At 72.6% G+C, this 19,904-nt stretch carries 16 protein-coding genes; 3 read left to right on the forward strand and 13 right to left on the reverse strand.

Annotated features, from left to right (window positions below):
- Positions 1-163 precede the first annotated feature (163 nt).
- The gene (locus LMU33_RS36970; protein ID WP_228625734.1) at positions 164-1,189 is read left to right on the forward strand and encodes a LacI family DNA-binding transcriptional regulator; all 1,026 of its coding nucleotides are present in this window, start codon (positions 164-166) and stop codon (positions 1,187-1,189) included.
- A 96-nt stretch (positions 1,190-1,285) separates the two neighbouring features.
- Here LMU33_RS36970 and LMU33_RS36975 read toward each other — a convergent pair whose 3' ends face one another.
- On the reverse strand, positions 1,286-3,031 hold the full coding sequence (locus tag LMU33_RS36975) for a TIGR03767 family metallophosphoesterase (RefSeq protein WP_228625736.1): 1,746 nt from the start codon (positions 3,029-3,031) through the stop codon (positions 1,286-1,288).
- Between the two features lie 234 nt (positions 3,032-3,265).
- Here LMU33_RS36975 and LMU33_RS36980 point away from each other — a divergent pair, with 234 nt between their 5' ends.
- Positions 3,266-3,901 (forward strand): nucleotide-binding protein, encoded by a 636-nt coding sequence (locus LMU33_RS36980; RefSeq protein ID WP_228625738.1) that lies wholly within the window; start codon positions 3,266-3,268, stop codon positions 3,899-3,901.
- The gene (locus LMU33_RS36985; protein WP_228625740.1) at positions 3,898-4,128 is read left to right on the forward strand and encodes a hypothetical protein; all 231 of its coding nucleotides are present in this window, start codon (positions 3,898-3,900) and stop codon (positions 4,126-4,128) included. Before LMU33_RS36980 ends, LMU33_RS36985 begins: the two co-directional genes overlap by 4 nt.
- Before the next feature lie 16 nt (positions 4,129-4,144).
- Here the strand turns inward: LMU33_RS36985 and LMU33_RS36990 are convergent, their stop codons facing one another.
- The 12 genes from LMU33_RS36990 to LMU33_RS37045 form a co-directional block, all read right to left on the reverse strand.
- The gene (locus tag LMU33_RS36990; RefSeq protein WP_228625742.1) at positions 4,145-5,002 is read right to left on the reverse strand and encodes a peptidoglycan recognition protein family protein; all 858 of its coding nucleotides are present in this window, start codon (positions 5,000-5,002) and stop codon (positions 4,145-4,147) included.
- An 11-nt stretch (positions 5,003-5,013) separates the two neighbouring features.
- Complete coding sequence (locus LMU33_RS36995; protein ID WP_228625830.1) at positions 5,014-6,495, reverse strand: DUF6519 domain-containing protein; 1,482 nt, start codon at positions 6,493-6,495, stop codon at positions 5,014-5,016.
- Between the two features lie 65 nt (positions 6,496-6,560).
- On the reverse strand, positions 6,561-8,759 hold the full coding sequence (locus tag LMU33_RS37000; RefSeq protein WP_228625744.1) for a hypothetical protein: 2,199 nt from the start codon (positions 8,757-8,759) through the stop codon (positions 6,561-6,563).
- Positions 8,756-12,649 carry a putative baseplate assembly protein gene (locus LMU33_RS37005; protein WP_228625746.1) on the reverse strand — a complete coding sequence of 1,298 codons (3,894 nt, stop codon included), beginning with the start codon at positions 12,647-12,649 and terminating at the stop codon, positions 8,756-8,758. The genes LMU33_RS37000 and LMU33_RS37005 overlap by 4 nt, the downstream gene beginning before the upstream one ends.
- Positions 12,646-15,849, reverse strand: a complete 3,204-nt coding sequence (locus tag LMU33_RS37010) for a putative baseplate assembly protein (protein ID WP_228625748.1) — start codon at positions 15,847-15,849, stop codon at positions 12,646-12,648. Before LMU33_RS37010 ends, LMU33_RS37005 begins: the two co-directional genes overlap by 4 nt.
- The gene (locus LMU33_RS37015) at positions 15,846-16,319 is read right to left on the reverse strand and encodes a GPW/gp25 family protein (RefSeq protein ID WP_443728985.1); all 474 of its coding nucleotides are present in this window, start codon (positions 16,317-16,319) and stop codon (positions 15,846-15,848) included. Before LMU33_RS37015 ends, LMU33_RS37010 begins: the two co-directional genes overlap by 4 nt.
- The gene (locus LMU33_RS37020; protein ID WP_228625750.1) at positions 16,316-16,648 is read right to left on the reverse strand and encodes a PAAR-like protein; all 333 of its coding nucleotides are present in this window, start codon (positions 16,646-16,648) and stop codon (positions 16,316-16,318) included. Before LMU33_RS37020 ends, LMU33_RS37015 begins: the two co-directional genes overlap by 4 nt.
- Positions 16,649-16,675: 27 nt before the next feature.
- Positions 16,676-17,188 (reverse strand): phage baseplate assembly protein V, encoded by a 513-nt coding sequence (locus LMU33_RS37025; protein WP_228625752.1) that lies wholly within the window; start codon positions 17,186-17,188, stop codon positions 16,676-16,678.
- A gap of 10 nt (positions 17,189-17,198) precedes the next feature.
- A complete protein-coding gene (locus LMU33_RS37030) occupies positions 17,199-18,344 on the reverse strand; it encodes a hypothetical protein (RefSeq protein ID WP_228625754.1) in 1,146 nt (381 codons plus the stop codon).
- Complete coding sequence (locus LMU33_RS37035) at positions 18,337-18,702, reverse strand: LysM peptidoglycan-binding domain-containing protein (RefSeq protein ID WP_228625756.1); 366 nt, start codon at positions 18,700-18,702, stop codon at positions 18,337-18,339. The genes LMU33_RS37030 and LMU33_RS37035 overlap by 8 nt, the downstream gene beginning before the upstream one ends.
- Before the next feature lie 5 nt (positions 18,703-18,707).
- Positions 18,708-19,367: a CIS tube protein gene (locus tag LMU33_RS37040; RefSeq protein ID WP_228625758.1), complete on the reverse strand. Its 660-nt coding sequence runs from the start codon at positions 19,365-19,367 to the stop codon at positions 18,708-18,710.
- Complete coding sequence (locus tag LMU33_RS37045) at positions 19,364-19,810, reverse strand: hypothetical protein (RefSeq protein WP_228625760.1); 447 nt, start codon at positions 19,808-19,810, stop codon at positions 19,364-19,366. The genes LMU33_RS37040 and LMU33_RS37045 overlap by 4 nt, the downstream gene beginning before the upstream one ends.
- Positions 19,811-19,904 lie beyond the last annotated feature (94 nt).

Below are 19,904 nucleotides of genomic sequence, written 5' to 3' on the forward strand. Positions count from 1 at the left end.
ATACGTCCTGCTCCTCCGACAGGAGCAGGACCTTCAGGGAAGGTCGCTGTACAACGGCGGGCATCCCGGCGGAATCCTTGAAATCCTTTTCAAGGGGAACGTAGGGTTTGGCCTCCGAGGGTGTCAAGAGTCCTGTACGGGTCGGGCAAGAGGTCGGAGGACCATGACGACGATCAACGACGTGGCCGAGGCCGCCGGGGTCTCCCCTGCCACGGTTTCCCGGGTCCTGAACGGGGGCCGCGTCACGCCGGAGCGCGCCGAACGGGTCCGGCGTGCGGCGGCCGAGCTGGGCTTCGCCCCCAACCGGGTCGCCCGTTCGCTGCGGATGCGGCGCAGCAGCCTCGTCGGACTGATCATCCCGGACATCGAGAACCCGTTCTTCACGGCGCTGGCCCGCGGCGTCGAGGACGCCGCGCAGCGCACCAGCTTCTCGGTGGTGCTGTGCAACACCGACGGGGACCTCGACAAGGAACGACGGTATCTGGACATCGCGATCGCCGAGCGGATGGCGGGCGTCATCGTGGCCGCCGCGTCCCGAGGCCGTACCGACGTGTCCGCCCTGCAGAGCCGCGGCATACCGGTGGTCGCGGTGGACCGCCGTCCCCGCGGGGCGGGAGTGGACGCCGTACTGGTGGACAACGAGGAAGGCGGCGCGGCCGCCACGGCACACCTGCTGGCCCGCGGCTACCGGCGGATCGCCTGCATCACCGGCCCGCGGGGCGCCTCCACCGCCGAGGAACGGCTCGCCGGCCACCGCAGGGCACTCCGGGAGTTCCTGGACGACGGCGCGGGCGCTCCGGCCGGGGAGGTGAACCCGCTGCGCGACTACACCCGGCACGCCGACTTCAAGGCCGAGGGCGGGCACAGGGCCATGGTCGATCTGCTCGCGCTGCCGCAGCCGCCGGACGCGGTCTTCGCGGCCAACAACCTGATGGCCGTCGGGGCGCTGCAGGCGGTGCGCGAGGCGGGTCTGCACCCCCCGCGCATCGGTGTCGTGTCGTTCGGCGAAGTGCCCTGGGCGCCGCTGGTGCGGCCCGGCCTGACCACGGTCCAGGTGCCCTCGTACGAGCTGGGGTGGACGGCGGCCGGCCTGCTGCTGGACCGGATCGCCGGCCAGGAGCGGCCGCTGCGCACCGTGGTGCTGCGCAGCTCCCTCCAGGTGGGGCAGACCACGGCGGGGCCGATGTGAGCCGGGTCGGCGTGCCGGGCACCGCTCGGTGAGCACTCCGGGTGATACGTGCGCTGCACGCCCTGAACAGCGGGAAGACCCCCGGCCGGGTGGCCGTTACGGCGCGGGCTTGGTCAGCAGCAGCTCCGTGTTGTGGTCGCCGGCCGTCCCGATGCGGGTGGCGGGGGTGGCGTAGGGGTCGTTGTAGGCGAGCTCGCGGTAGAGGGCGGCCAGGCCGCGGTCGGACGTGTCGGTGAAGTCGGTCGCGTACGGTGCCGCCGACTCGATGAGCGTGGTGAACAGCGACAACGTGCCGTCCTGGTTGTCGGCGATCTCGATGATCCGGGCGTGGTGCGGGTAGTCGACGTGGGAGGCGGTGTTGATCTCCCAGAAGGCGCGCTCGGGGACGGTGTGGCCGTGCGGGATGATCCGGTTGGTGTGGGTGTGGCCGTTGACCCAGGCCACGACGTTCGGGAAGCGCTGGAGCAGCGCGACCAGTTCGTCGCCGCCGTGACGGCCCTCGAAGGGGTGGTACGGGTCGGGCAGCAGGTTGCCCATCGTGCCGCTGGTGTGGTGGCTGAAGACGACGACGAGGCGGTTGCCGGATCCGCCGCGCACCACGCTGCCGTCGGTGCCGTACCAGTGGCCGCTGTGCGCCTTGAGGACCGACTCCAGCCAGTTCAGCTGCCCGGTGCCGAGTGAACCGTCGGCGAATCCTGCCCGGTTGGTGGTGTCGAGGCTGATGCCGAGGACGCCGTCGGCGAGATCGAAGGTGTAGTAGAGGTGTCCGCTGCCGACCGAGTCCTGGGTGAATCCGTGGCCTACGGGTCCGGCGCCGGTGTACGCGGGGTTCAGGTGGGCCTTGGCGAACTCGGTGGGCGTGAACGGGTGGCGACGCTCGTCGGGGGTGACCGTGCGGAGGGTGCCGCCGTCGGTCAGCAGCCCGCTCAGCAGGATCACGGCCTCGCCGGGGTCGTGCAGCAGGGCGTCCGCCAGCTTGGCGGCGGTCGCATCGTCGCAGCCCTCGACCTTGCGCGAGCCGGTGTACAGGTCGCCCAGCAGGCCGAGGTCGGGCAGGCTGCCCTCGATGCTGTCGTCGTGGTTGCCGACCGTGGTGTACCAGGGGACGCTCAGGCCGGGTGCGTCGAAGGGGCGGATCGCGCCCGGCAGGAAACCGGGGATCTGCGGCAGCCCCTTGGCCTTGTAGGCGTCCTGGAGGGACGACTCGGGGTTCCAGTACTGCGCGTTGCCGGAGTTCTGCACGCCCTCGTAGCGCGCGAGGTCGCCGCTGTTCGGGGTGATGCGGCCGCCGCTCATGACGGTCAGGTACCAGTCGAGTTCGATCCGCTCGTGGTTGTCGGTGTTGTCACCGGTGGCCATCACCAGGCCGAACGGCAGCCCGGTGTAAGGGCCTTGGCGCACCGCGTTGACCCGCTCGACGAGCGATGCGGCGCCCCGCACGGTCAGCGTCTCCTGCGGGCGATGCGCGCTGTCGATGAACCGTGCCAGGTACTCGAAGCGTACCGGTGACTCGGTGTCCGTCAGATGCAGGTCGGTGAACTGCACGAAGGAGGCGAGCCCGGTGCGGCGGTCGTCCCGCCCGGATGCCGCGCCGGCCAGTTCGGCGCGCACCACCAGGGGCCAGCCGGGGCCGGCCACGAGCCGCTTGTACGCCCCGTCGCCGACGGGTGCCGCCGCCTGTTCGAGGGTGGTGCCGTCGATCCGTACGGCTCGCGCCGCCGTGGCCGCCAGGGCCTGGTCCCGCGCCAGTGCTCGGCCCGGTGTCAGCACCGGCCACAGCGCGGCCGTCGCGGCCGCCGAGGACATCCCGGTCACGAACCGACGCCGACTGATCCCGCCCATGAATCCCCCTGTCCCTGACGGCACTTGACCCTCACGCCCGAGAGCCGGGCGCCTCCGCCGCGCCAGCCTTACCGAGGAGTAGGCGTGTGTCCAGAGTGCGGTGGAAAACTGCGGGGAAACAGAAGGGACGGGGTTAGCCCGCCGGAATGATTCACCGGCGCCGCCGGGTGAACCGTGCACGGCGGCTCCGCGTCAGCGCCGGTCCTCGGCGTTCAGCCGTTAGCGTCGGTTCCTGTGCCGCTGAGCTATGCATTCGTGAACCTCAAACCCGGTGTGGGGAAGACGACCAGCGCCGTCTGGTTGGCCCACGCGCTGCACGCGTCGGGCCTGTCACCGTTGCTCGTGGACAGCGACCCCGCCTCTTCGGCACTGCGCTGGAGCGAGCTGGCGGGCGGCTTTCCGTTCCCCGTGCTCGCCCTTCCCGTGGGTGACGTACACCGGCGGGTGAACGACTTTCTCGACAACCGGCGGGCAGTGGTGTTCGACGCGCCGCAGCTGGAGGACCACGCCCACATCGCCCGCGGCGTCATGCGGTACGCGAGCGAGTGGATCGTGCCGGTGACCCCGGCCCCGATCGAGCTGGACCGCATGGCGCCCATCGACCGCGAAATGGATGACATGCAGTCCCTGCGCTCCCTCCCGGCCCGCGCCGCCGTCCTGCTGAACCGCACGAATCGTCCCGACGCCACGCGTACCGGTCCCGATGCCGACGCCCGCGAAGCCCTCACCGAGCGGGGTTTCGACGTGTTGTCCACGCATATCCCGCGGCTCGACCTGTACTCCCAGTCCTTCGGCAGCCCCGTCGAGGTGAAGGGAACCGCGTACATGGATCTCGCCGAGGAGCTCATCAGCCGCCAGGACACGGTATGAACCAGCGCAAGGACGCCTATCGAGCCGCGCTGCAGCGCCGGCCGGACACGACGGCCCCCGCCCCCGCTCCCACCAGAGTCACCCGGCTGGATACCCGCTACCTCAAGGTGACCATCGAGCTGGACCTGGCCTTTGCCCGTGACCTCACCGGCTGGGCCGTACAACCGCTGTCCGCGCTCGTGCGCGCGAGCGAGGCGGTCCTACGGCCGTCGAGGCAGGACCGGTAGCTCCGGGTTCGTCGCGTCAGACCCCCTCCTGAGCGGCGGACGGCGGTGCGGACGGCTGGGGGGCTTGGGGCGCGGAGTCGGGGAGGAAGAAGTCGCGGAGGGCTTCCCGGACGGGGTGGTGCTGGCGGGGCTGTACCGACACCGCGGAGTCCCGCGCACGTGGTTGGGGTGCTGTGTCGGCCGCGGTGGGCGGATGCTCCGGCGGCGTCGCCGAGGACGGGTCCGAGGACGGGGTCAGGGGCGACTCGTCAGCGGCCGGCGCGGTGAGGGGCGCGATCGACAGGGACAGGAGCTCCTGGACGATCTCCTCGGCGCGCTCGTGGCGCGGGCGCATGTCGGAGACGGAGATGCCGTACGGGGCCAGGACGCGCGGCAGGAGGGAGTCCTCCCACTGCCCGATGCGGCGCGGGCCAGGGCAGGACTTGGGAACGGGAGTCCAGGGGCCCGGCGAGCCGAGGAGGGTGTGGTGGGCCAGGCCGGGGTCGGCGGGGGTGCGGCAGGCCCGGTGGGCGATGGCGGGGTGGGTGCGCATCAGCCACCAGTGGAGGCGCACCAGGGCGTCCAGCTGGTCGTCCGTCCAGGGCTCGGAGACGTGCCCCTCCGTCGTGATGGTGACCGCGCCGGTGCCGTCGGAGCGGAGGTTGGCGCGGTACGCGGAGTCGGCGGGCGTGGACGTGTCCAGCCACTGGGTGATCTTTCCGGTGGCGGACACGCCGAAATGGCTCCGGCCGCGGGCGCCGGGCCGGCGGAAGCGGACGTCCGCGGCGGGGAGGGTGGCGTTCGCCGTGTGGACGATGATCTGGGTCGGCCGGAGGGGTGACGGCGGCTCGGATCGGGCGAGGAGTCGGACCGAGGCGAAGGGGCAGAGGGGCACGTCGGTTCTCCTCAGTTCTCCTGGGGGTCCACGTGCGCGTCCGAGAGCGGCGTGGCCAGGGGGTGGAAGACACGGCGAAGTTCGGTGAGGGAGTTCTCGCCGGTGATCCAGGCCAGCGGGGCGTAGTGGACGTCGATGCCGAGCGGGAGCTGGAGGAGGGGGTCGCCGGCGGAGTTGGCCGGCCACTCGACGGCGCCGGTGACCGTGCGGGTCGGGATCAGCCAGAAGTCGCCGGAGCGGTAGGAGCCGCCGGCGTTGAAGTAGACCTGGAGGCCGTCCTCCAGCTCCAGCCAGGTGCCTTCCTCGACGGGCAGGGCGCCGCCGTCGGTGCGCGGGCGGTGGCCGGGGGTGCCGGTGGAGGCGTGGTCCCAGCGGCGGAGGAAGGGGTGGCGCTCGGGCAGCGCGCCGATGCCGGGCAGGGGCTCGGCGGAGAGGCGGACCCGGCGGCCGGGGAGGTCGATCTCCTCGACGCTCAGCAGGGGCGCCGGTTCGCCGCGGCTGATGTAGGCGGAGTCGCAGACCTCGACGCGGTCCCCGACGTCCAGGGTGAGCTTGTCGTCGTCGCCGAGGGTGGACAACGCGACCCAGGTGCCGTCCAGTTCGGCGATCGGGAAGGCGACACTGCCGTTCTCCCTCGACCACTTGAAGGTCGCGCCCCGCTCGGCAGTTCCGCCCTGGTGGATCTCGATGCGGTAGAGCTGGTTCTCCGGGCCGCGGTAGCGGGCGTCGGGCCGGACCAGGCAGGGCTCGTCCGCCGCTCCCTCCGGCCGCTCGGCGCGGGCGGCCAGGCGGGCGGTGGAGCGCTGGGCGGCGACCCACTCGTCGAAGGCGGCGCGGACCGTGGCCGCACCGCCGTCGCCGACGTCCAGGTCCTGGGCGGGGAGGGTGAGTACCTGCCAGACGGTCTTGACGCGGGCGGCCGTGTCCGGCATGGCGGCGCCCAGCGCGACCTCGCGGATCTCGGGGTCCTCGACGGCGGTGACGCTGCGGTCCCAGACCTTGAGGTAGGCCAGGAAGGGGAAGGCGGAGGGGAGTTGGTCGCTCTGCAGCTCGGGGTCGCGGTAGGCGTCGGGCTGGTTCCAGTAGGTCCAGGTGGCGGGGGTGGGGGACGGGATGACGCCGTCGCGGTCCGCGCCCGCCGAGCCGCCGTCCAGTGGCTGCAGGCCGCCGGCGGGGACGGTCATGGGCGGCTGGGGGCACGTGGCGTCGAGCTGGATGCCGTCGACGTAGTAGCGGCCGCCGCCGATGGTGAGGTCGTCCTGGTCGTGGCTGCCCCTGACGTAGGTGATCCGGAAGCCGGGGCCGTCGCCGGATGTGCCGGCGGGTCCGCCGTCGGGGCCGATCAGGTCACGGGCCAGGGTGCGGGAGCGGAAGAGCTCGATCGCCGCCTGCTCATTGGCGTCGGCGTCCAGCTGGACGCGGCCCTGCTGGGCGAGCACCGCGGAGTAGTGCTTTGCGGGCTGGTGGGTCAGGCGCGAGAAGTCGCCGTACATGGTCCCCCTCAACTTTCTTGTGCTGGTGCGCCGGTGGGAAGTCTGCGTCTGGAGTTTGGCGGGTGTCAGGTCACGAAGAAGACGCCCGCGTCGGTGCCGGCCGGGGCGAACTCCGCCAGGCGGGCACGGAGGTTGTCCGTGCGCTGCGGCTGGAAGAGGTCGTGGAAGGCGCCCTGCTCGGAGCGGTCGGCGGCGCCTCGGGCGATCTCCGGGGCAGAGCCGTGGGCGAGCTGGCCGTAGGCCGGGGTGCCGTAGCGCAGGCTGGTGAAGCGCGGGCGGACCCGGTCGGTCTCGGCGGCGGACAGTGCGGGGGCGTCCGCGGGGGCCGTCCGGCCGCTCTCGACGAGTTCCCGGACGGCCTCGCGGACCAGGTCCGGCTGGCAGCGGTAGCGGCGCGGGGTGCGCGAGCCGGGCGGCACGTAGCTGAAGCGGAGGCAGCCGGCCGAGCGGCGGGCGACGTTCATCCGGCCGGTGAAGACGCAGTCCTCGGCGGTCTCGACGGCGTGCGTGTGCACCTCGCCGATCACGGTGGTGCGGTAGGCGTGCAGGACGGCGTGGGCGTGCCGGCAGTCGGGGGCGGAGAGCGCCTCGAGGCCGGAGGCGGTGGCGTCCAGGATGCTGTCGGCGATGTGGATCGGCAGCGGGTCGTCGTCGACCTCGTCGCCGACGACCTGGATGGTGCCGAGGATCGACCGCTCGATCTGGACGCAGGCCGTGGTGCGGTCGAGGACCAGGCTGGGTTCCTCGGGCGAGTGCGGTGCGCAGTGGTCGGTGAGCGACCAGCCCGGGACCAGGGTGCAGTGCCGGATGACCAGCTCGCCCAGCGGGCCGGTGACGTTGACGCCGCGGCCGGTGACGAGAAGGCCGTCCAGGACCATGCGGCCGCCCCGCCTGTCGCCGGAAGTGCCGCCGGTGCCACGGACGTTGAGGGCGTCGGGGCGGTTGCCGTACCAGTCGAGCAGACGGATCACCGGGCGGGTGCCCTCGGCGGCGCGCAGTTCGAGACGGTCCTCGGGGTCGAGGGCGAAGTCCAACTGCTCCTGGTAGGCGCCGCTGTGGGTGATCTGGATGATCGCCTCGCACCCGGCCGTGCCCGCGGACTTGTCGGCGCGCCACTGCTCGTAGGCGTCGGTGATCCGCTCGAAACGGCGGCCCGGACCGACCCGGTAGACGGCGGCCTCGGGCGGGGTGAACCGGTCGCGCGGGTACTGGCCGCCGCCCATGTCGTCGGAGAACGCGTAGTGATAGCTGACCCAGACGCCGCGCGTGGGCGCCGACCGGGCGCCGAAGGCGATCCGCCCGAGCTCGGGGTCGACGGCGACCTGGCCGTACTTGGGCCGGTAGTGCCAGCCGGAGAGGTCGGCCACCACGATGTCGGAGAGCGGGACGGGGCTGAAGTCGTCGTCGCGCCAGATGGCGAAGCTCCTGCCCGGACCGTAGAAGTCGCTGAGCCGATCGGCGAGTTGGCGGCGCGTGATGTAGCCCGGGACGTTGTCGATGGTGGCGATGTGCGTCGCCGAGGGCTCCGGCTCGGGGAGGGTGACGAGGGGGGTGTCGTTGCCGAGGATGGAGAAGGTGTACTGGTTGCGGGCCCGGTCGAGGCAGTAGGCCGGGCCGCGGGAGATCGCGTACGGCTTGAGCCGCCAGACGAAGAGCCCCACTCCGGCCGGGGTGACCCCGCCCTGGCGGCGGGTCGAGGCGGCGCGGCGTACGTCGGCGGTGCGGGCCGAGGTGTCGAAGGGGCTGCCGAGCAGGTCGAGGGCGGCGCCGTCGCGGAGGTCGGCGAGGCGGCCACGGCGCAGGCGGCGGCGGTCGGCGGACGTCTCGTCGGCGCGGAAGAGGCGCACCGGCTGGCTGGTGGCCAGGAGCCGGGAGAACTCCACCGCGCGGGCCGGCCAGTCGGCGGTGGCCGCGCAGATCTCCTCCAGCACGGCCGACGTGCCCTTGCGTCGGCGGTTCGCGACCGTGTCGGCCACGTCGCGGCGCGGGGCGAGGCGGGCGGCCAGACCGGGGTCGGTGCTCAGCGTGTCCTGGTAGCCGGGGAGCACCTGGTACCCGACGAGGTCGCCCAGGTAGGGCAGGACCCAGTCGGCGGCGGTCTCCACGAACCAGTCGTCGTACTGCCGCTCGACGGTGCTGCGGATCAGGTCGATCTGCTCGGAGATGACCGCGAGCAGCGCCCGCAGCGGCTCGCCGGACTCGGCGTCGCGGATGCGGTACCAGTCCGGGAGCAGGTCGAGCAGGCCGTCGGGGTCCCGGCTCATGCGGAGGCCTCCTTGAGGATCAGGGTGTCCGGCAGGTCCGGGGAGACCACGGCGAGCTGCGCCGGGCGGATCCCGCGGAAGACGACCACGCTGCGGCCCGCCCCCAGGGGCTGGGTTCCGGTGAGGTCGGGGTTGAGGCGGAGCAGTTCGACGAGGGAGATGCCGTACAGGGCCGCGATGTCGGTCAGCGTCTCCTCCGCCGGGCCGGTCACCCGGTGGCGTTCGACGTGGTGGCGGGCCGGCTGCGCCGCGACCACGTCCTGGGGTACGGCGAGTCGGTCGCCGAGTCGCTCCAGTCCCTGCGGGGAGAGGTCGCTCGGGACGCCGGTGAAGGCGGTGACCTCGACGTGGTCGACGCCGGGGACGGAGTGGGCGGTGGCCAGCACCTCCGAGAGGTGGGCGGGCTGGGCCAGTTCGCGCGCGTCGAAGCCGAAGCGGGCGAGGAGGGCGGAACGCAGGAGGGGCTCGACCTGCTCCCAGTCGTGGTCCCGGCCGACCGTCACCTGCGCGGCGAGGAGCAGCAGGACCTTCTCGCGGACCGCCACCTCCACCGGCAGCCGGAGGTCCCCGTACTCGGCGAGCGAGGCGCGCAGAGAGGTCAGCAGACCGGAGTCGGGGGCGATCGGGATGTCGTCCACGCCGGCGACCGTGACGTGCACCAACTGGCGTCGGCCGTCGTAGAGCTGGGCCGCCTTGGCGCGGCCGATGCCGGCCCGGGCCCGGGTGAAGTCCTCGTAGTCGGGGACGGAGACCAGGCGGTCCAGGGCCGAGACGGCCAGCGGGACCTGGCGGCGCCGCGGGGTGAAGCCGGGGGTGAGGGCGCGCGTGTCGGTGGCGCCCGCCGCGCCCTCGGGGTCGGCTCCGCCGGTGGCCGGCAGCGGGTTGATCACGCCGGTCACGCCGAGCGGGCGCGTGGCCAGCTGGGTGATCCTGCCAGCGGCGACGTTGGCGGACCTGCCGATGCCGGTCCGGTAGGTGGCCCGGACGTTCTCGTGGCCGCTCGGCAGGCGGCGGCCGTGGATGCCGTCGCCGAAGGTGACCCGGATCCGGCCGTCCTCGGTGGTGCTCGTGGTGTAGACGCGGTCGTGCGGGCCGGTCGCCGCCAGGGTGTCCACCTCGTGCCAGAGAACCCCGTCGACGCGGATGCGGAGGGTGCTCGCCGCGCCCTGCGGGGTGTCGGACGCCAGCCAGGTGAGCGGGGCCTGCCACAGGACGAAGCTCTGACCGGCCCGGCTCGCGTCGCCGCTGCCGATCGGCTCGTCGCGGGTGGCGCCCTGGGTGGCGCGGACCACGTTGCCGTAGATCGTCACCGTGGAGCGCTTGTAGCGGTAGGCGAGCGGGGCGGTGAGCATGAGGGTGGTGCGGACGGTGTCGCCGGGCAGGGCCGGGTCCACGGCCTGGACCGCCTGGGAGACCATGGCCGGCTCGCTGCCGTGCACGCCGGGGGTGCCGGGGATGTCGGTCCGTTCGCCGGAGACGACGATCCAGCGGCCGGGGGCCAGGCCGTGGTGGAGCTGGGCGAGGTCGATCAGGTCGCCGCCGACGTCGTCGGTGAGCGGCTCGTCGGCCAGCCGGAAGCTCTCGCCGCGGGCGTAGACGCTGGTGTCGCGGATGTGCGAGAGCAGGGTGTCCTTATCGTCCAGCCACGGGTCCTCGAGGGTCAGCTCGGTGACCTTGCCGGTGATGCCGAAGTCCGCGCGGGAGAGCACACGGACACCGCTCACCCGGGTGATGACCCTGGAGAGCTTGGGGTCACCGGGGACGCCGCCGGTGACGCCCTTGCGGGGGCGGTCGACGGCGATCCAGCTGCCGGGGGCGATGCCCTCGTAGACCGCGTCGAGCGCGAGCACGTTGCGTGCGGTCAGGCCGAGTTGGGCGGCGAGGGTGACCTCGACGGAGGCCGGGCCGTCGTCGGCGGATCGCTTCACCGTGATCTGGTACGCGCCCTGGGTGCCCGTCGGCTGGTCGCCGGGAGCGAGGCGGAAGTCGAGCGGCTGGGGCAGCGGCGGGTTGGGGCCGTTGCCGTCACCCTCGTCGGTGGTGCCGGTCGCGGTGATGGTGACGTGGATGCGGCCGTCGTCGGCGGGGCGGGAGACGAAGAGGTCGCGCTCCGGGAGGTGGGCCCGCAGGCGTGCGGTGACACCCGGCTCCTGGCCGGCCTCTAGGGCCCGGCGCGGCGCCGACTCACTGCCGGTGGTGGAGAGTTCGATCCGGCCGGGGCCGAAGTCGTGGGTGCCGTCGTCGCCGGGGAGGGTGAAGTTGATGCTCACCGAGCCACCGGCCTCGACGTAGCTGAACTCCGCACGGCGGGGCGTGGCGCCGTCCGTGTCGTAGTCGACGCGCATGCCGGTGAGCTTGGACCCGGTGAGCGGCCAGTCGGTGTAGCGGACGACGCGGCCGGTCCCGTCGTAGACCGGTTTGAGCGGGGCGGTGGCGCCGAACGGCGTCCCGGTGACCCGCATGGCCTGGGCATCGAGCAGTGCGAGGGGTGCACCGAGGTCGACGTTGGCCCAGGCGGAGTAGAGGCCGTCACCCAGTCGCGGGTCGAGCGCGGTGAGCAGCCCGGCGCCGAGGTCGGAGCCGGGGGCGTAGCTGCGCTCCGGATCGCGGGAGAGGGCGCGGGCGTCCGAGGGGAGGCCGGCCGGCGGGGTGCGCAGGGCGGAGAGCAGCGGGCCGAGCCCGGAGAGGGCCGGGTCGATCGCATCGGCGGGGCAGTCCCCCGGCTCGCTGCCGGGAGCCCCGGAGGCCGACGCCGCGCCTGGCAGGGCCGCCGCCGCGGTGGTGTGTGTGCCCGTACCGGCGGCGGGCTGCGGCGGTTGGAGGCCGAGGGCCTGCGCGCGCAGCCGGGTCAGTTCGGTGTCCAGGGCCTCGAACCAGTCGGAGACGTCCCGGTAGTCCTGTCCGTAGGCCTTGGCCTCGCGCAGCCGGGCGAGGGTCCGGGTCAGCCGGTCGGCGAGCTTCGGCGGGGTGTCGAGGGTGTCCAGCTCGCCGCGGAGCGGGGCCAGCACCTGGTCGTCGAAGTCGCGGACGATACGGCTGTGTTCGGGCCACGGGTTGGGGTTGTGCTCTCCCTCTTCGGTGATCCAGCGGGTGAGCTCGGCCTTGATGCCCTGGAGGGACGGCAGCGAGGCCTCTGGCAGGCCGATGGCCGTGGTGCCGCTCTCCCGGTCGACGCTGACGCCGGGGACCGTGAGCAGTACCCGCTGGCTGCGGTCGGCGGCGCGGTCGGCGCTGAAGATGAAGAGCAGCTGGTCGCCCTGTCTGATGTTGTTGGTCGTCCCGGCGGCGAACAGCCTGCTGCGCTTGGCGAGTTGGGCCGCCGACAGCTGGTAGGGGCGGCGCTGGAGCACCTTGAGTTCGTTCCAGGACCAGCGGGCGGTGAGGTCCTCGACGGTCTCGAAGGACTGCGGTTCCTCGCCCTGGCCCGGGACGCTCTGCGAGCGCGTGCCGCGCGGGACGACGACCGTGGGCTCCTGGCCGCTGCGCGGATCGCGGTCCACGGTGTACGCCAGATAGGTCTCGGCGGCGACGCCCGGACGGGGCTTGTGGCCGACCAGGCCGCCGAGCAGGGCGAGCGAGCCCTCCTCGGTGGCGGTGCGCAGATAGCCCTCGTTGGCGATCCGCTCCGAGTAGAAGGTGAGCACGTCGCCGACCACCGCGGCGGCGTCGACCAGCGCGACCGCCGGGTCGTCCGGGGTGCGCACGGTGAGGCCCCGCAGGGCGGGGTAGGCCGGGCCGGAGAGCCGGTCGAGCATCGCCGAGAGGAAGCGCCCGTACTCCCCCACCCGGTAGCGGACCGCGTCCAGGCCGGGCGGGTTGAACACCTCGACCGGCGTCGCCGGGTCGGCTCCGCCGCGATCGCAACCGCATTTGCACGGGTTGCCGGTCATCGGCCACCTCCGATCTCGATGGTGAGCCGGCCGTTCTCGGGCCGGGCGGAGTCGTTGTCGCAAGCGGCGACCTCGAGCGCGCCGACCGGCAGGAACCCGGCCGCCAACTCGCCCTGGTCGGTCCGGAAGAGGCGCCGCAGCCGCGTCACCTTGGCGCTGAGCACCCCGGGTACGGCCGCCACGGCGGCGACCAGGCGGCTGACCCGCACCGGCTCGCCGAAGGTCAGCGCGTCCGGGTGGAAGAAGCCGAGCCTGCCGTCGGGCAGCCGGCGGTTGCCCAGCACCCGGCGCACCTCGGCCAGCACGTGGCCGAGCTGGTGGGCCGGGTCCGCGCAGACCGACAGCGCGAGGTCGACCGAGGCCTGGAGCGCGGGGCGCACCACCAGTTCGTGGCCGATGCGGCGGTACGGCAGCAGGTTGTGCTCGACGGCCTGCAGCAGTGCCTCGCCGGGCTCGGGGAAGTCGACGGCTCCGGCGGGCCCTCCCGCCACCGTGGCTCCTGGGCGCTGCACCGCCTCGACGGCCACGTGCATCTCCTGGCCGCTGCCGGTCCAGCGCAGTTCGGCGGCGGCCCGGCGCACGCCCGGGACCTGTGCGGCCAGGGCCGCGTAGTCGCCGGGGGTGATGGCGCGCCTGAGCTCGCGGTGCGGGGCGAGCGGGGCGAGCCGGCGGACCTCGTCGACCGCCTCGGGCTCGGTGCCGCCGACGGCGGGGAGCGGGTTGCGGACCGCCGTGACCGCCTCGAAGGCGGCTCGGCGGGAACGCGCGCCGCGGCCGTTGTCGTCGCTGCCGCGGCAGACGACGAGGTGGTTGATCGCCTCGGCGCCGACGTTGCCCGATGCGCCGTTGCCGACGCGGTAGGCGACCTCCAGCGTGGCGCCGGGCGGGGGCGGCGCGCCGTGCTTGCCGTCGCCGAAGCGCAGGGCAAGGCGTCCGTCGTCCTCGACCTCGCCGACCACGTGGTGGCCGCGCGGGCCGTCGGCGAGCAGGTCGCGGCGGGGAGTCCACACTCCGTCGCCGGCCTGGGCGCGGACGGCCGGCAGTGCGGTGCGCGGGTCCTGGCGCAGGGCGTCGGCGGCCGGTCCGGCGAGGACCGGGTCGCCCGGTTCCAGCTCGGCGGCGTAGCGCTCGCCCCAGCTCTGGGCGATCTCCCAGGCCACGTAGCGGTTGAGCACCGTGCCCGCGTGGGCGCGGGCGGTGAGCACCTCCAGGCGGCGGAGCTTGCCGGCGAGGAGGCGGGTCCGGCGGTCGTAGAGCTCGCGCAGGGCCCGGCCGGGGTGTTCGTCGATGCGCAGGCGCTGGATCGTACGGGCGCCGAAGACCACGGTCAGCTCGTCGACCTCGCCCTCGGTGGGCGGCTCGCCCTCCTCGGCGCGGCGCCACAGCTGTTCGATCCGCTCGCGCAGCCGGGTGGGTATGGCTGCCAGACGGGCGGCCTGGCCCGCGGCGACACGAGCGGGGTCGGGGTAGGGGGTGGCCTGGGTGACGGGGGTGTGGCGCAGGAGCGGGCGGAAGCGGGGGGCGATCGCCGGGTAGGTGGACTGGGCGAGGAGCGTCTCCAGGGCCGTGGCCTGGGCTTCGGCGGTGGAGGGCTGGACGCGTTCCTCGACGGTGGTGCCGGGGGCGAGGACGACGGATATGCCTGCGCGGGCGACGGCGGCCGCGCCCAGGAGCGGTTCCAGCTCGCGCACCTGGTCCGGCGTCATCGGACGCCCGCGGCGGGTCTGGTCGAGCAGGGCGTGGACCGCCTCGCCGGCGGGGCTGCCCTGGGTGCGCTCGTCGGAGCAGCCGAAGGCGGCGGGGCCGCACGGCCTGAGTTCGGCGGGCGCGGGCGGGACGGCGAAGCGCTCGGGGGCGCCGTTGCAGAAGGTCAGCGAACGGCCGTGGTCGACCAGGACGGCGTTGCCGCGGGCGACGCTGACGTCCGTGATGAGTGCGCAGTCGAGTCCGCCGCGTGCGGACAGGCACAACGGGAAGGTCAGGGCGTCGCCCTGGCTCCACGTCACCTCCAGGACGGGCTGCTCGTAGAGCTCGTCCTCACCGGGCGTGACCGAGGCGAGGCGGACGACCTGGCGGTGCGTCGGGTCGGCGCCGGCGGGCGTTCCGGTGCGCGGGCCGAGGACCTCCTCCAGGACGAGCAGATCGCCGGGCCTGAGCTTGAGCCCACGCTTCGGGGTGTCCATGAGCGTCGCCGAGGTGGCGCCCCTGGGCAGGACGCACTCCTCCTCACCCCAGGTCCAGAAGCGGATCTCGTTGTGCTCGGGGCGGAGAGCGAGATCGGCACCTGGGTTCAGCGGTTCGAAGACCTCCAGGCCGACGGGCAGGTCGGCGAGGGCGTCCAGGTCCTCGTCGGCGACGACCGTGCCGAAGTCGGGGCGCTCCTGCGGGCCGAGACGCGACACGTCGATGGCCGCGAAGCGGAACTCGCCTTTGGGAAGCGTCAGTTGGCGGTCCGTCTGAAGCGCCACGACCGTGCGGGCGTTGCAGCCGTCGTGCATCGCGTAGTCGATCAGGCGGACGTGACGGCGGACCGAGACCCGGCGGCGGGCCGTGGCGAGATACGCCTCGGTGGCCACCGCGTCCTGATGGTAGGAGAGTTGGTCGCCCGTGTAGGCCAGCAGTTCGACCAGGGCCGTGCCGACGTCCGGGGCGTGGCGCTCGACCCAGCCGGGTGCGGTCAGGCTCATCCGGTCCAGGATCAGGCGGCGCAGGCTGTCGTAGTCGCGCGCGGTGTAGTCGATGACCGGGTGGCGGGCGTAGCGCGGGGCGCAGTCCTCCTCGTCCTCCCCGCAGTCGTACGGGCTGGGCCCGCCCTGGGTGAAGGCGAACTCGGCGGCGGCGTACCGGACGTCGAAGCCCCGGCGCGGCTGCGTCCCCGGCCGGCCGAAGGCGTCGGTCTCGACGACGCGGAGGCGGTAGGGCGACGTGTCCCCCGCCTTGTCCAGGGTGACGAACATCCGGTCGTCGAGCTCGGGGTCGTCCTCGCGGACGATCTCGACCGCCAGGGCGTGGATGTCCCGGATGCGGCGGCCGCCCTCGATGCGGATGTGGTGGTGTGACAGGTGGTTCGGTGCCTTGCCGAGGAAGGTGACGACGAGCGTACGGCCGTCGTCGCTCGCCTCCACCTCGTCCACGCCGTGCAGACGCGCGGCACGCACGGCTCCGCGGCGCTGGTCGGTTCGGCAGTCTGCGCTGCTCACGCGGCTCCCCCGCTCCCCTCGAACACGTCGGTACGGCGCGTCCCGGTGCGCCGGACCGTATAGGCAAGGTGCACCCGCACCACGTTCTCCTCGCTGACCACGTCGAGCGCGTCCACCTCGATCACGTCGCCGAGCCAGCGTTGCAGGGCGGCCTGGACGGACAGCTGGAGCGCCGAGGCCAGCTCGGGGCTGTTGGGCGCGAAGACCAGGTCGAGCAGCCCGCAGCCGAAGTCTGGGCGCATGACCCGCTCCCCCGGGCTGGTGAAGAGCAGCTGCTCGATCATGTCCCGCACGTGCCCGTCGTAGTCGGTGCCCGCGGTGCGGCCGCGGCTGTCGACATGGAAGGGGAAGGCGATGTCCGTGCGGGACGGGTACGGCTGCGGAGCGGGCAGCTGGATGACGCGCTCGGCGTGGATTCCGGCCGGGGCGGCCGCGCCCGCTGCCGCGGTCCGGCGGTTGCGCGGGCTCATCGTCCCACCACCCGCTGCTGCACGATCGTGACGTTCGGCGGGCCCTGCGGCGCGCCGGCGGCCGTGTTGCAGAGCGCCGTCGAGTCCTGGAGCAGGGCGGGCGAGCCGTTGATGCGGATGCGTGCGGAGGCCCCCGTCCAGCGGATCGTCGTGCAGGGGTGGGGATATCCACCGGCGGTGAAGGTGCAGCCGGTCACCGTGTGGACGTCGGCCTCGGTGGCGGCCGGGCTGCCGTCGACGAGCACCCGCGACTGGGCGGGCAGGACGTTCGCCTGACCGCCGTGCGGGCACATCACCGTGGCACCGATGGTGACAAGATTTCCGGACACGTGAACTTGGCCTTCCCCCGTCGGAATTCAGGTGACGCTGAGCGCGTCGTTGTTGATGGTCACGGTCGGCCCCACCAGGGAGATCACCGCACCCTGACCGTTGCTGATGTGCACCCCCGTGTCGTCGATGACGATCGACGCGCCGGAGGGGTGCTTGAGGGTGATGCCCTTGCCGCCGGGCTCGTCGGAGAGGACGATCTGGCGCAGGCCGGGCGTCTGGAGCACCACGTTCGGGTTGTTGGTGGCGGTGACCGCGTCCTCGGGCACCTCGTGCGCCGCCCCGTACCAGCACCCCGTCCAGATCGGGTAGCTGGGGTCGCCCTGCTCGAACTCCACCCACACGCCCGAGCCCACCGGCGGCAGATGGAACTGCCCCATCCCGGGGCCGGCCAGCGGGAAGCACGGCATGGCCCAGGTCGAGGGCACGTCGCCGAGCACGTCCGGGACCTGGACCTGCAGTCGGCCCACGCCCATGGGGTCGGCATTGCTCACCACGGTGCCCCGGTACTTGCCGAGGTAGCGGGTGGGTTCAGCAGCCATTCTCTGTCTCCTAGGGGACGACCGTCGGCTCGAGCGCGATCAGCCCCTCGCGAGCAAGGGTGAAGTTCTGCGTGTACGAGCCCCGTTGCAGGTTGTGGGTCACGGACTTGACGTAGTACCGGCCGTCGTAGGTGATGCCGGCGCCGCGGACGCCGACCAACTCCCGGGCGCGCAACAGGTATCCGTACCGGACGACATCCAGCTGGCCGGAGCCGGTGACGGCGTCGGCGGACTCCGCCGCCTTGGCGAGCGCCTCGGCGATGCCCTGCCCGCTGTCCTTCTTGGCGGTGTCCGCGATCACCGTCTTCTTCAGCGCGGGCGCCGGCCGCTGGGCCAGCTGCGGCCGCAGGATGCTCACTTCGGGCACGGGCAGGACGGAGGAGACGCGGGTGGCCGGCAGCTGAATACGCGCCTCCGGCTGCTCCCGTGCCGTGCCGTCGAAGGCGAAGGTCAGCTGGTCGACGTTGGACAGTCCGTCCATGTTGACGTTCAGCGCGTGCTGCGGCTCTCCGAGGCGGACCTCCGGCCCCCAGTAGGCGCGGCTCTGCCCGGGGACGGGGCCGGGGTCGAGGTAGAAGGCGTAACCGTTGGCCTGCGCCAGCTGGTTGACGTAGGCGAGGTCGGTCCCCTTCTGGAAGTCCACACGCTGCGTCGGCATCGGCGTCTGCGGGATCAGCTCCGGGACGACCAGCGGGGTGATCCCGTACTGCGCGTACTGGGCGATGATCGCGTGCACGCGGGCGGCCGGGGACATCGCCGGGTACGGGACGGCGGCGCGCTCCTCCAGGTCCATCAGGACGGTGAGATCCTCGCCGGTGACGGTGAGCGTCGACTGGCCGGGCTGGTTGGAGATCCCGACCTCCTGACGAATGATCACACCGTCCATGAGTACGGTGGGAGTGCCCTGGACCGTGACCGTGAGGATGACGCGCGTCTTGGGATCGAAGTGGCCGCCGGGCAGCAGACTGTTGCTGATCAGGCTGTCCTTCGCCAGGTCGAATGCCAGCTGGAAGCCGCTGCGCTGCCCCGACGCCACCGTCACCTGCACGGACAGCAGCGAGTCCGCGACCTCCTGCGCGACGGGCACGGCCAGCTGCGGGCCCATCATCAGCGTCAGATGGATCGGCCCGGTCGTGATCGGACCGTACTCAGCCATTCGCCCCTCCGGGCACGCCCGAGGGGAGCGTGATGCGGATCCGACGGCCCGGCTCGCTGGTCAACTCCCGTGGATCCAGTACGGGGTTGGCGTCCGCGATCCGCCACCACTGCTCGGCGTTGCCCAGGTAGCGGGCGCCGAGGAGGTCGGGGCGGTCGCCGGTGCTGACGGTGTGGGTGGTCAGGTCCGCCATGCCCTCCGGGGCGGGGAGGAGGCGGCGACGCAGATAAGTGACTTCGTGGCCGTCCGCTTCCGTGAACCGGGCGGTGCCCAGCCCGTAGTAGCGGCTCGACCGCGGATAGGCGGTGGTCGCCTGTGCGAGCGCGACCGCGTCCAGCGGGTTCTCCAGCGACGCCATGGTGATCAGACCCCTCCCAGTCCGCTTCCGCTGAGACCCAGCGCGCTGAGCCGCCGGGTCGCGGCGGGACCTGCCAGCCGCTCCTTCTGCGCCAGGTACGCGAGGTAGAGCTCGTACCCCCGGTTACTGACGGGCAGGTCACTGACCGTCAGAACACGCAGGGTGATCGCCACTTGAGCCCTGATCGGATTCAGGTCGACGTCGAACGCCTCCTCGGTGATCGAGAACTCCGTGAGCCTGACGGGTACGACCCGCTTGTTGCCCCACGTGAAGAGCGTCAGCGGGGCCTCGACCGGGGTGATCTCCAACGTGCCGCGGGCCGCGAGCGCCTCGAGCTGGCGCAGGCTGGCGCTCGACGGGCTCACCAGCATCTCCAGCACGGCGAGCTGCGGATGGATCCCGTTCGGCGCCGCCACGTCCAACTGGTCGGTCGCGTCGATCTCCGCGGTCAACTTCCACGTCTCAACGGCCGGCCCCTTGAGCCGCAACGCCTCGGTCCGGTCCCCCGACTGGTTGTCCGCCCCGGCCGCCTGCGGCGCGATGCTCCGCTCCAGGCTGTCCGGGTTGAACTGGAGAACGATGATCTCCTTGGGCGTTCCGCGCTGGGGGTCGACGATGACCAGGCCGGAGCGGATGGGTTTGGGTATGTCTGCGTAGGTGGTCATGCCTCGGGGATCTCCTCTTGTTCAAACCCCTCCAACACCTGCCGCGCAGTCAGCCCCAGTCGCTCGTTGGAGGACGCTGACAGGAACTCTTGCAGCACGGCACGGAATTCTGGCCAGGGCGCGTAGGAAACAGCCCAGATCGCAGCCTCCTGCAACACCGGGTCGGTACCGAACAGAAGAGACCGGACCCTGCTGAACAGACCCTCGTCGAAGTCGCCCGGAGCTCCGATGCCGGCCCGGATCAGAGCTCGTGCCGTATCCATGGAATCGGCTGCTGCATCGACTGCGTTCAGCAGATCCTCGAAGGTGCTGAACGGGATTTGACTCTTCACGAGTTCGACCGCTGCTTCGACGGCATCACGAGAGTCGCCCGAGACACACACAGCAGCACTGCCTGAGACGTCATCGACCAGGAAGTGCAGGATGAGTCCGGGTCCAGCCATCCACTGCACCTCGTAGGGGACACCCCGGTCAGGATCGGCCGGGATCTCACCCCGACACGGCCAGCCCAGTGACTCTGCGCAGCGTTCTGCCTGA

It is taken from the genome of Streptomyces barringtoniae (genome assembly GCF_020819595.1).
GTDB lineage: Bacteria > Actinomycetota > Actinomycetes > Streptomycetales > Streptomycetaceae > Streptomyces > Streptomyces barringtoniae.

What these genes read in the sequence shown, in the direction of transcription:
- LMU33_RS36970 (WP_228625734.1), top strand. Translation starts at nt 164, where the DNA reads ATGACGACGATCAACGACGTGGCCGAGGCCGCCGGGGTCTCCCCTGCC.
- LMU33_RS36975 (WP_228625736.1), bottom strand. Translation starts at nt 3,031, where the DNA reads ATGGGCGGGATCAGTCGGCGTCGGTTCGTGACCGGGATGTCCTCGGCG.
- LMU33_RS36985 (WP_228625740.1), top strand. Translation starts at nt 3,898, where the DNA reads ATGAACCAGCGCAAGGACGCCTATCGAGCCGCGCTGCAGCGCCGGCCG.
- LMU33_RS36995 (WP_228625830.1), bottom strand. Translation starts at nt 6,495, where the DNA reads ATGTACGGCGACTTCTCGCGCCTGACCCACCAGCCCGCAAAGCACTAC.
- LMU33_RS37000 (WP_228625744.1), bottom strand. Translation starts at nt 8,759, where the DNA reads ATGAGCCGGGACCCCGACGGCCTGCTCGACCTGCTCCCGGACTGGTAC.
- LMU33_RS37005 (WP_228625746.1), bottom strand. Translation starts at nt 12,649, where the DNA reads ATGACCGGCAACCCGTGCAAATGCGGTTGCGATCGCGGCGGAGCCGAC.
- LMU33_RS37015 (WP_443728985.1), bottom strand. Translation starts at nt 16,319, where the DNA reads ATGAGCCCGCGCAACCGCCGGACCGCGGCAGCGGGCGCGGCCGCCCCG.
- LMU33_RS37025 (WP_228625752.1), bottom strand. Translation starts at nt 17,188, where the DNA reads ATGGCTGCTGAACCCACCCGCTACCTCGGCAAGTACCGGGGCACCGTG.
- LMU33_RS37030 (WP_228625754.1), bottom strand. Translation starts at nt 18,344, where the DNA reads ATGGCTGAGTACGGTCCGATCACGACCGGGCCGATCCATCTGACGCTG.
- LMU33_RS37035 (WP_228625756.1), bottom strand. Translation starts at nt 18,702, where the DNA reads ATGGCGTCGCTGGAGAACCCGCTGGACGCGGTCGCGCTCGCACAGGCG.
- LMU33_RS37040 (WP_228625758.1), bottom strand. Translation starts at nt 19,367, where the DNA reads ATGACCACCTACGCAGACATACCCAAACCCATCCGCTCCGGCCTGGTC.
- LMU33_RS37045 (WP_228625760.1), bottom strand. Translation starts at nt 19,810, where the DNA reads ATGGCTGGACCCGGACTCATCCTGCACTTCCTGGTCGATGACGTCTCA.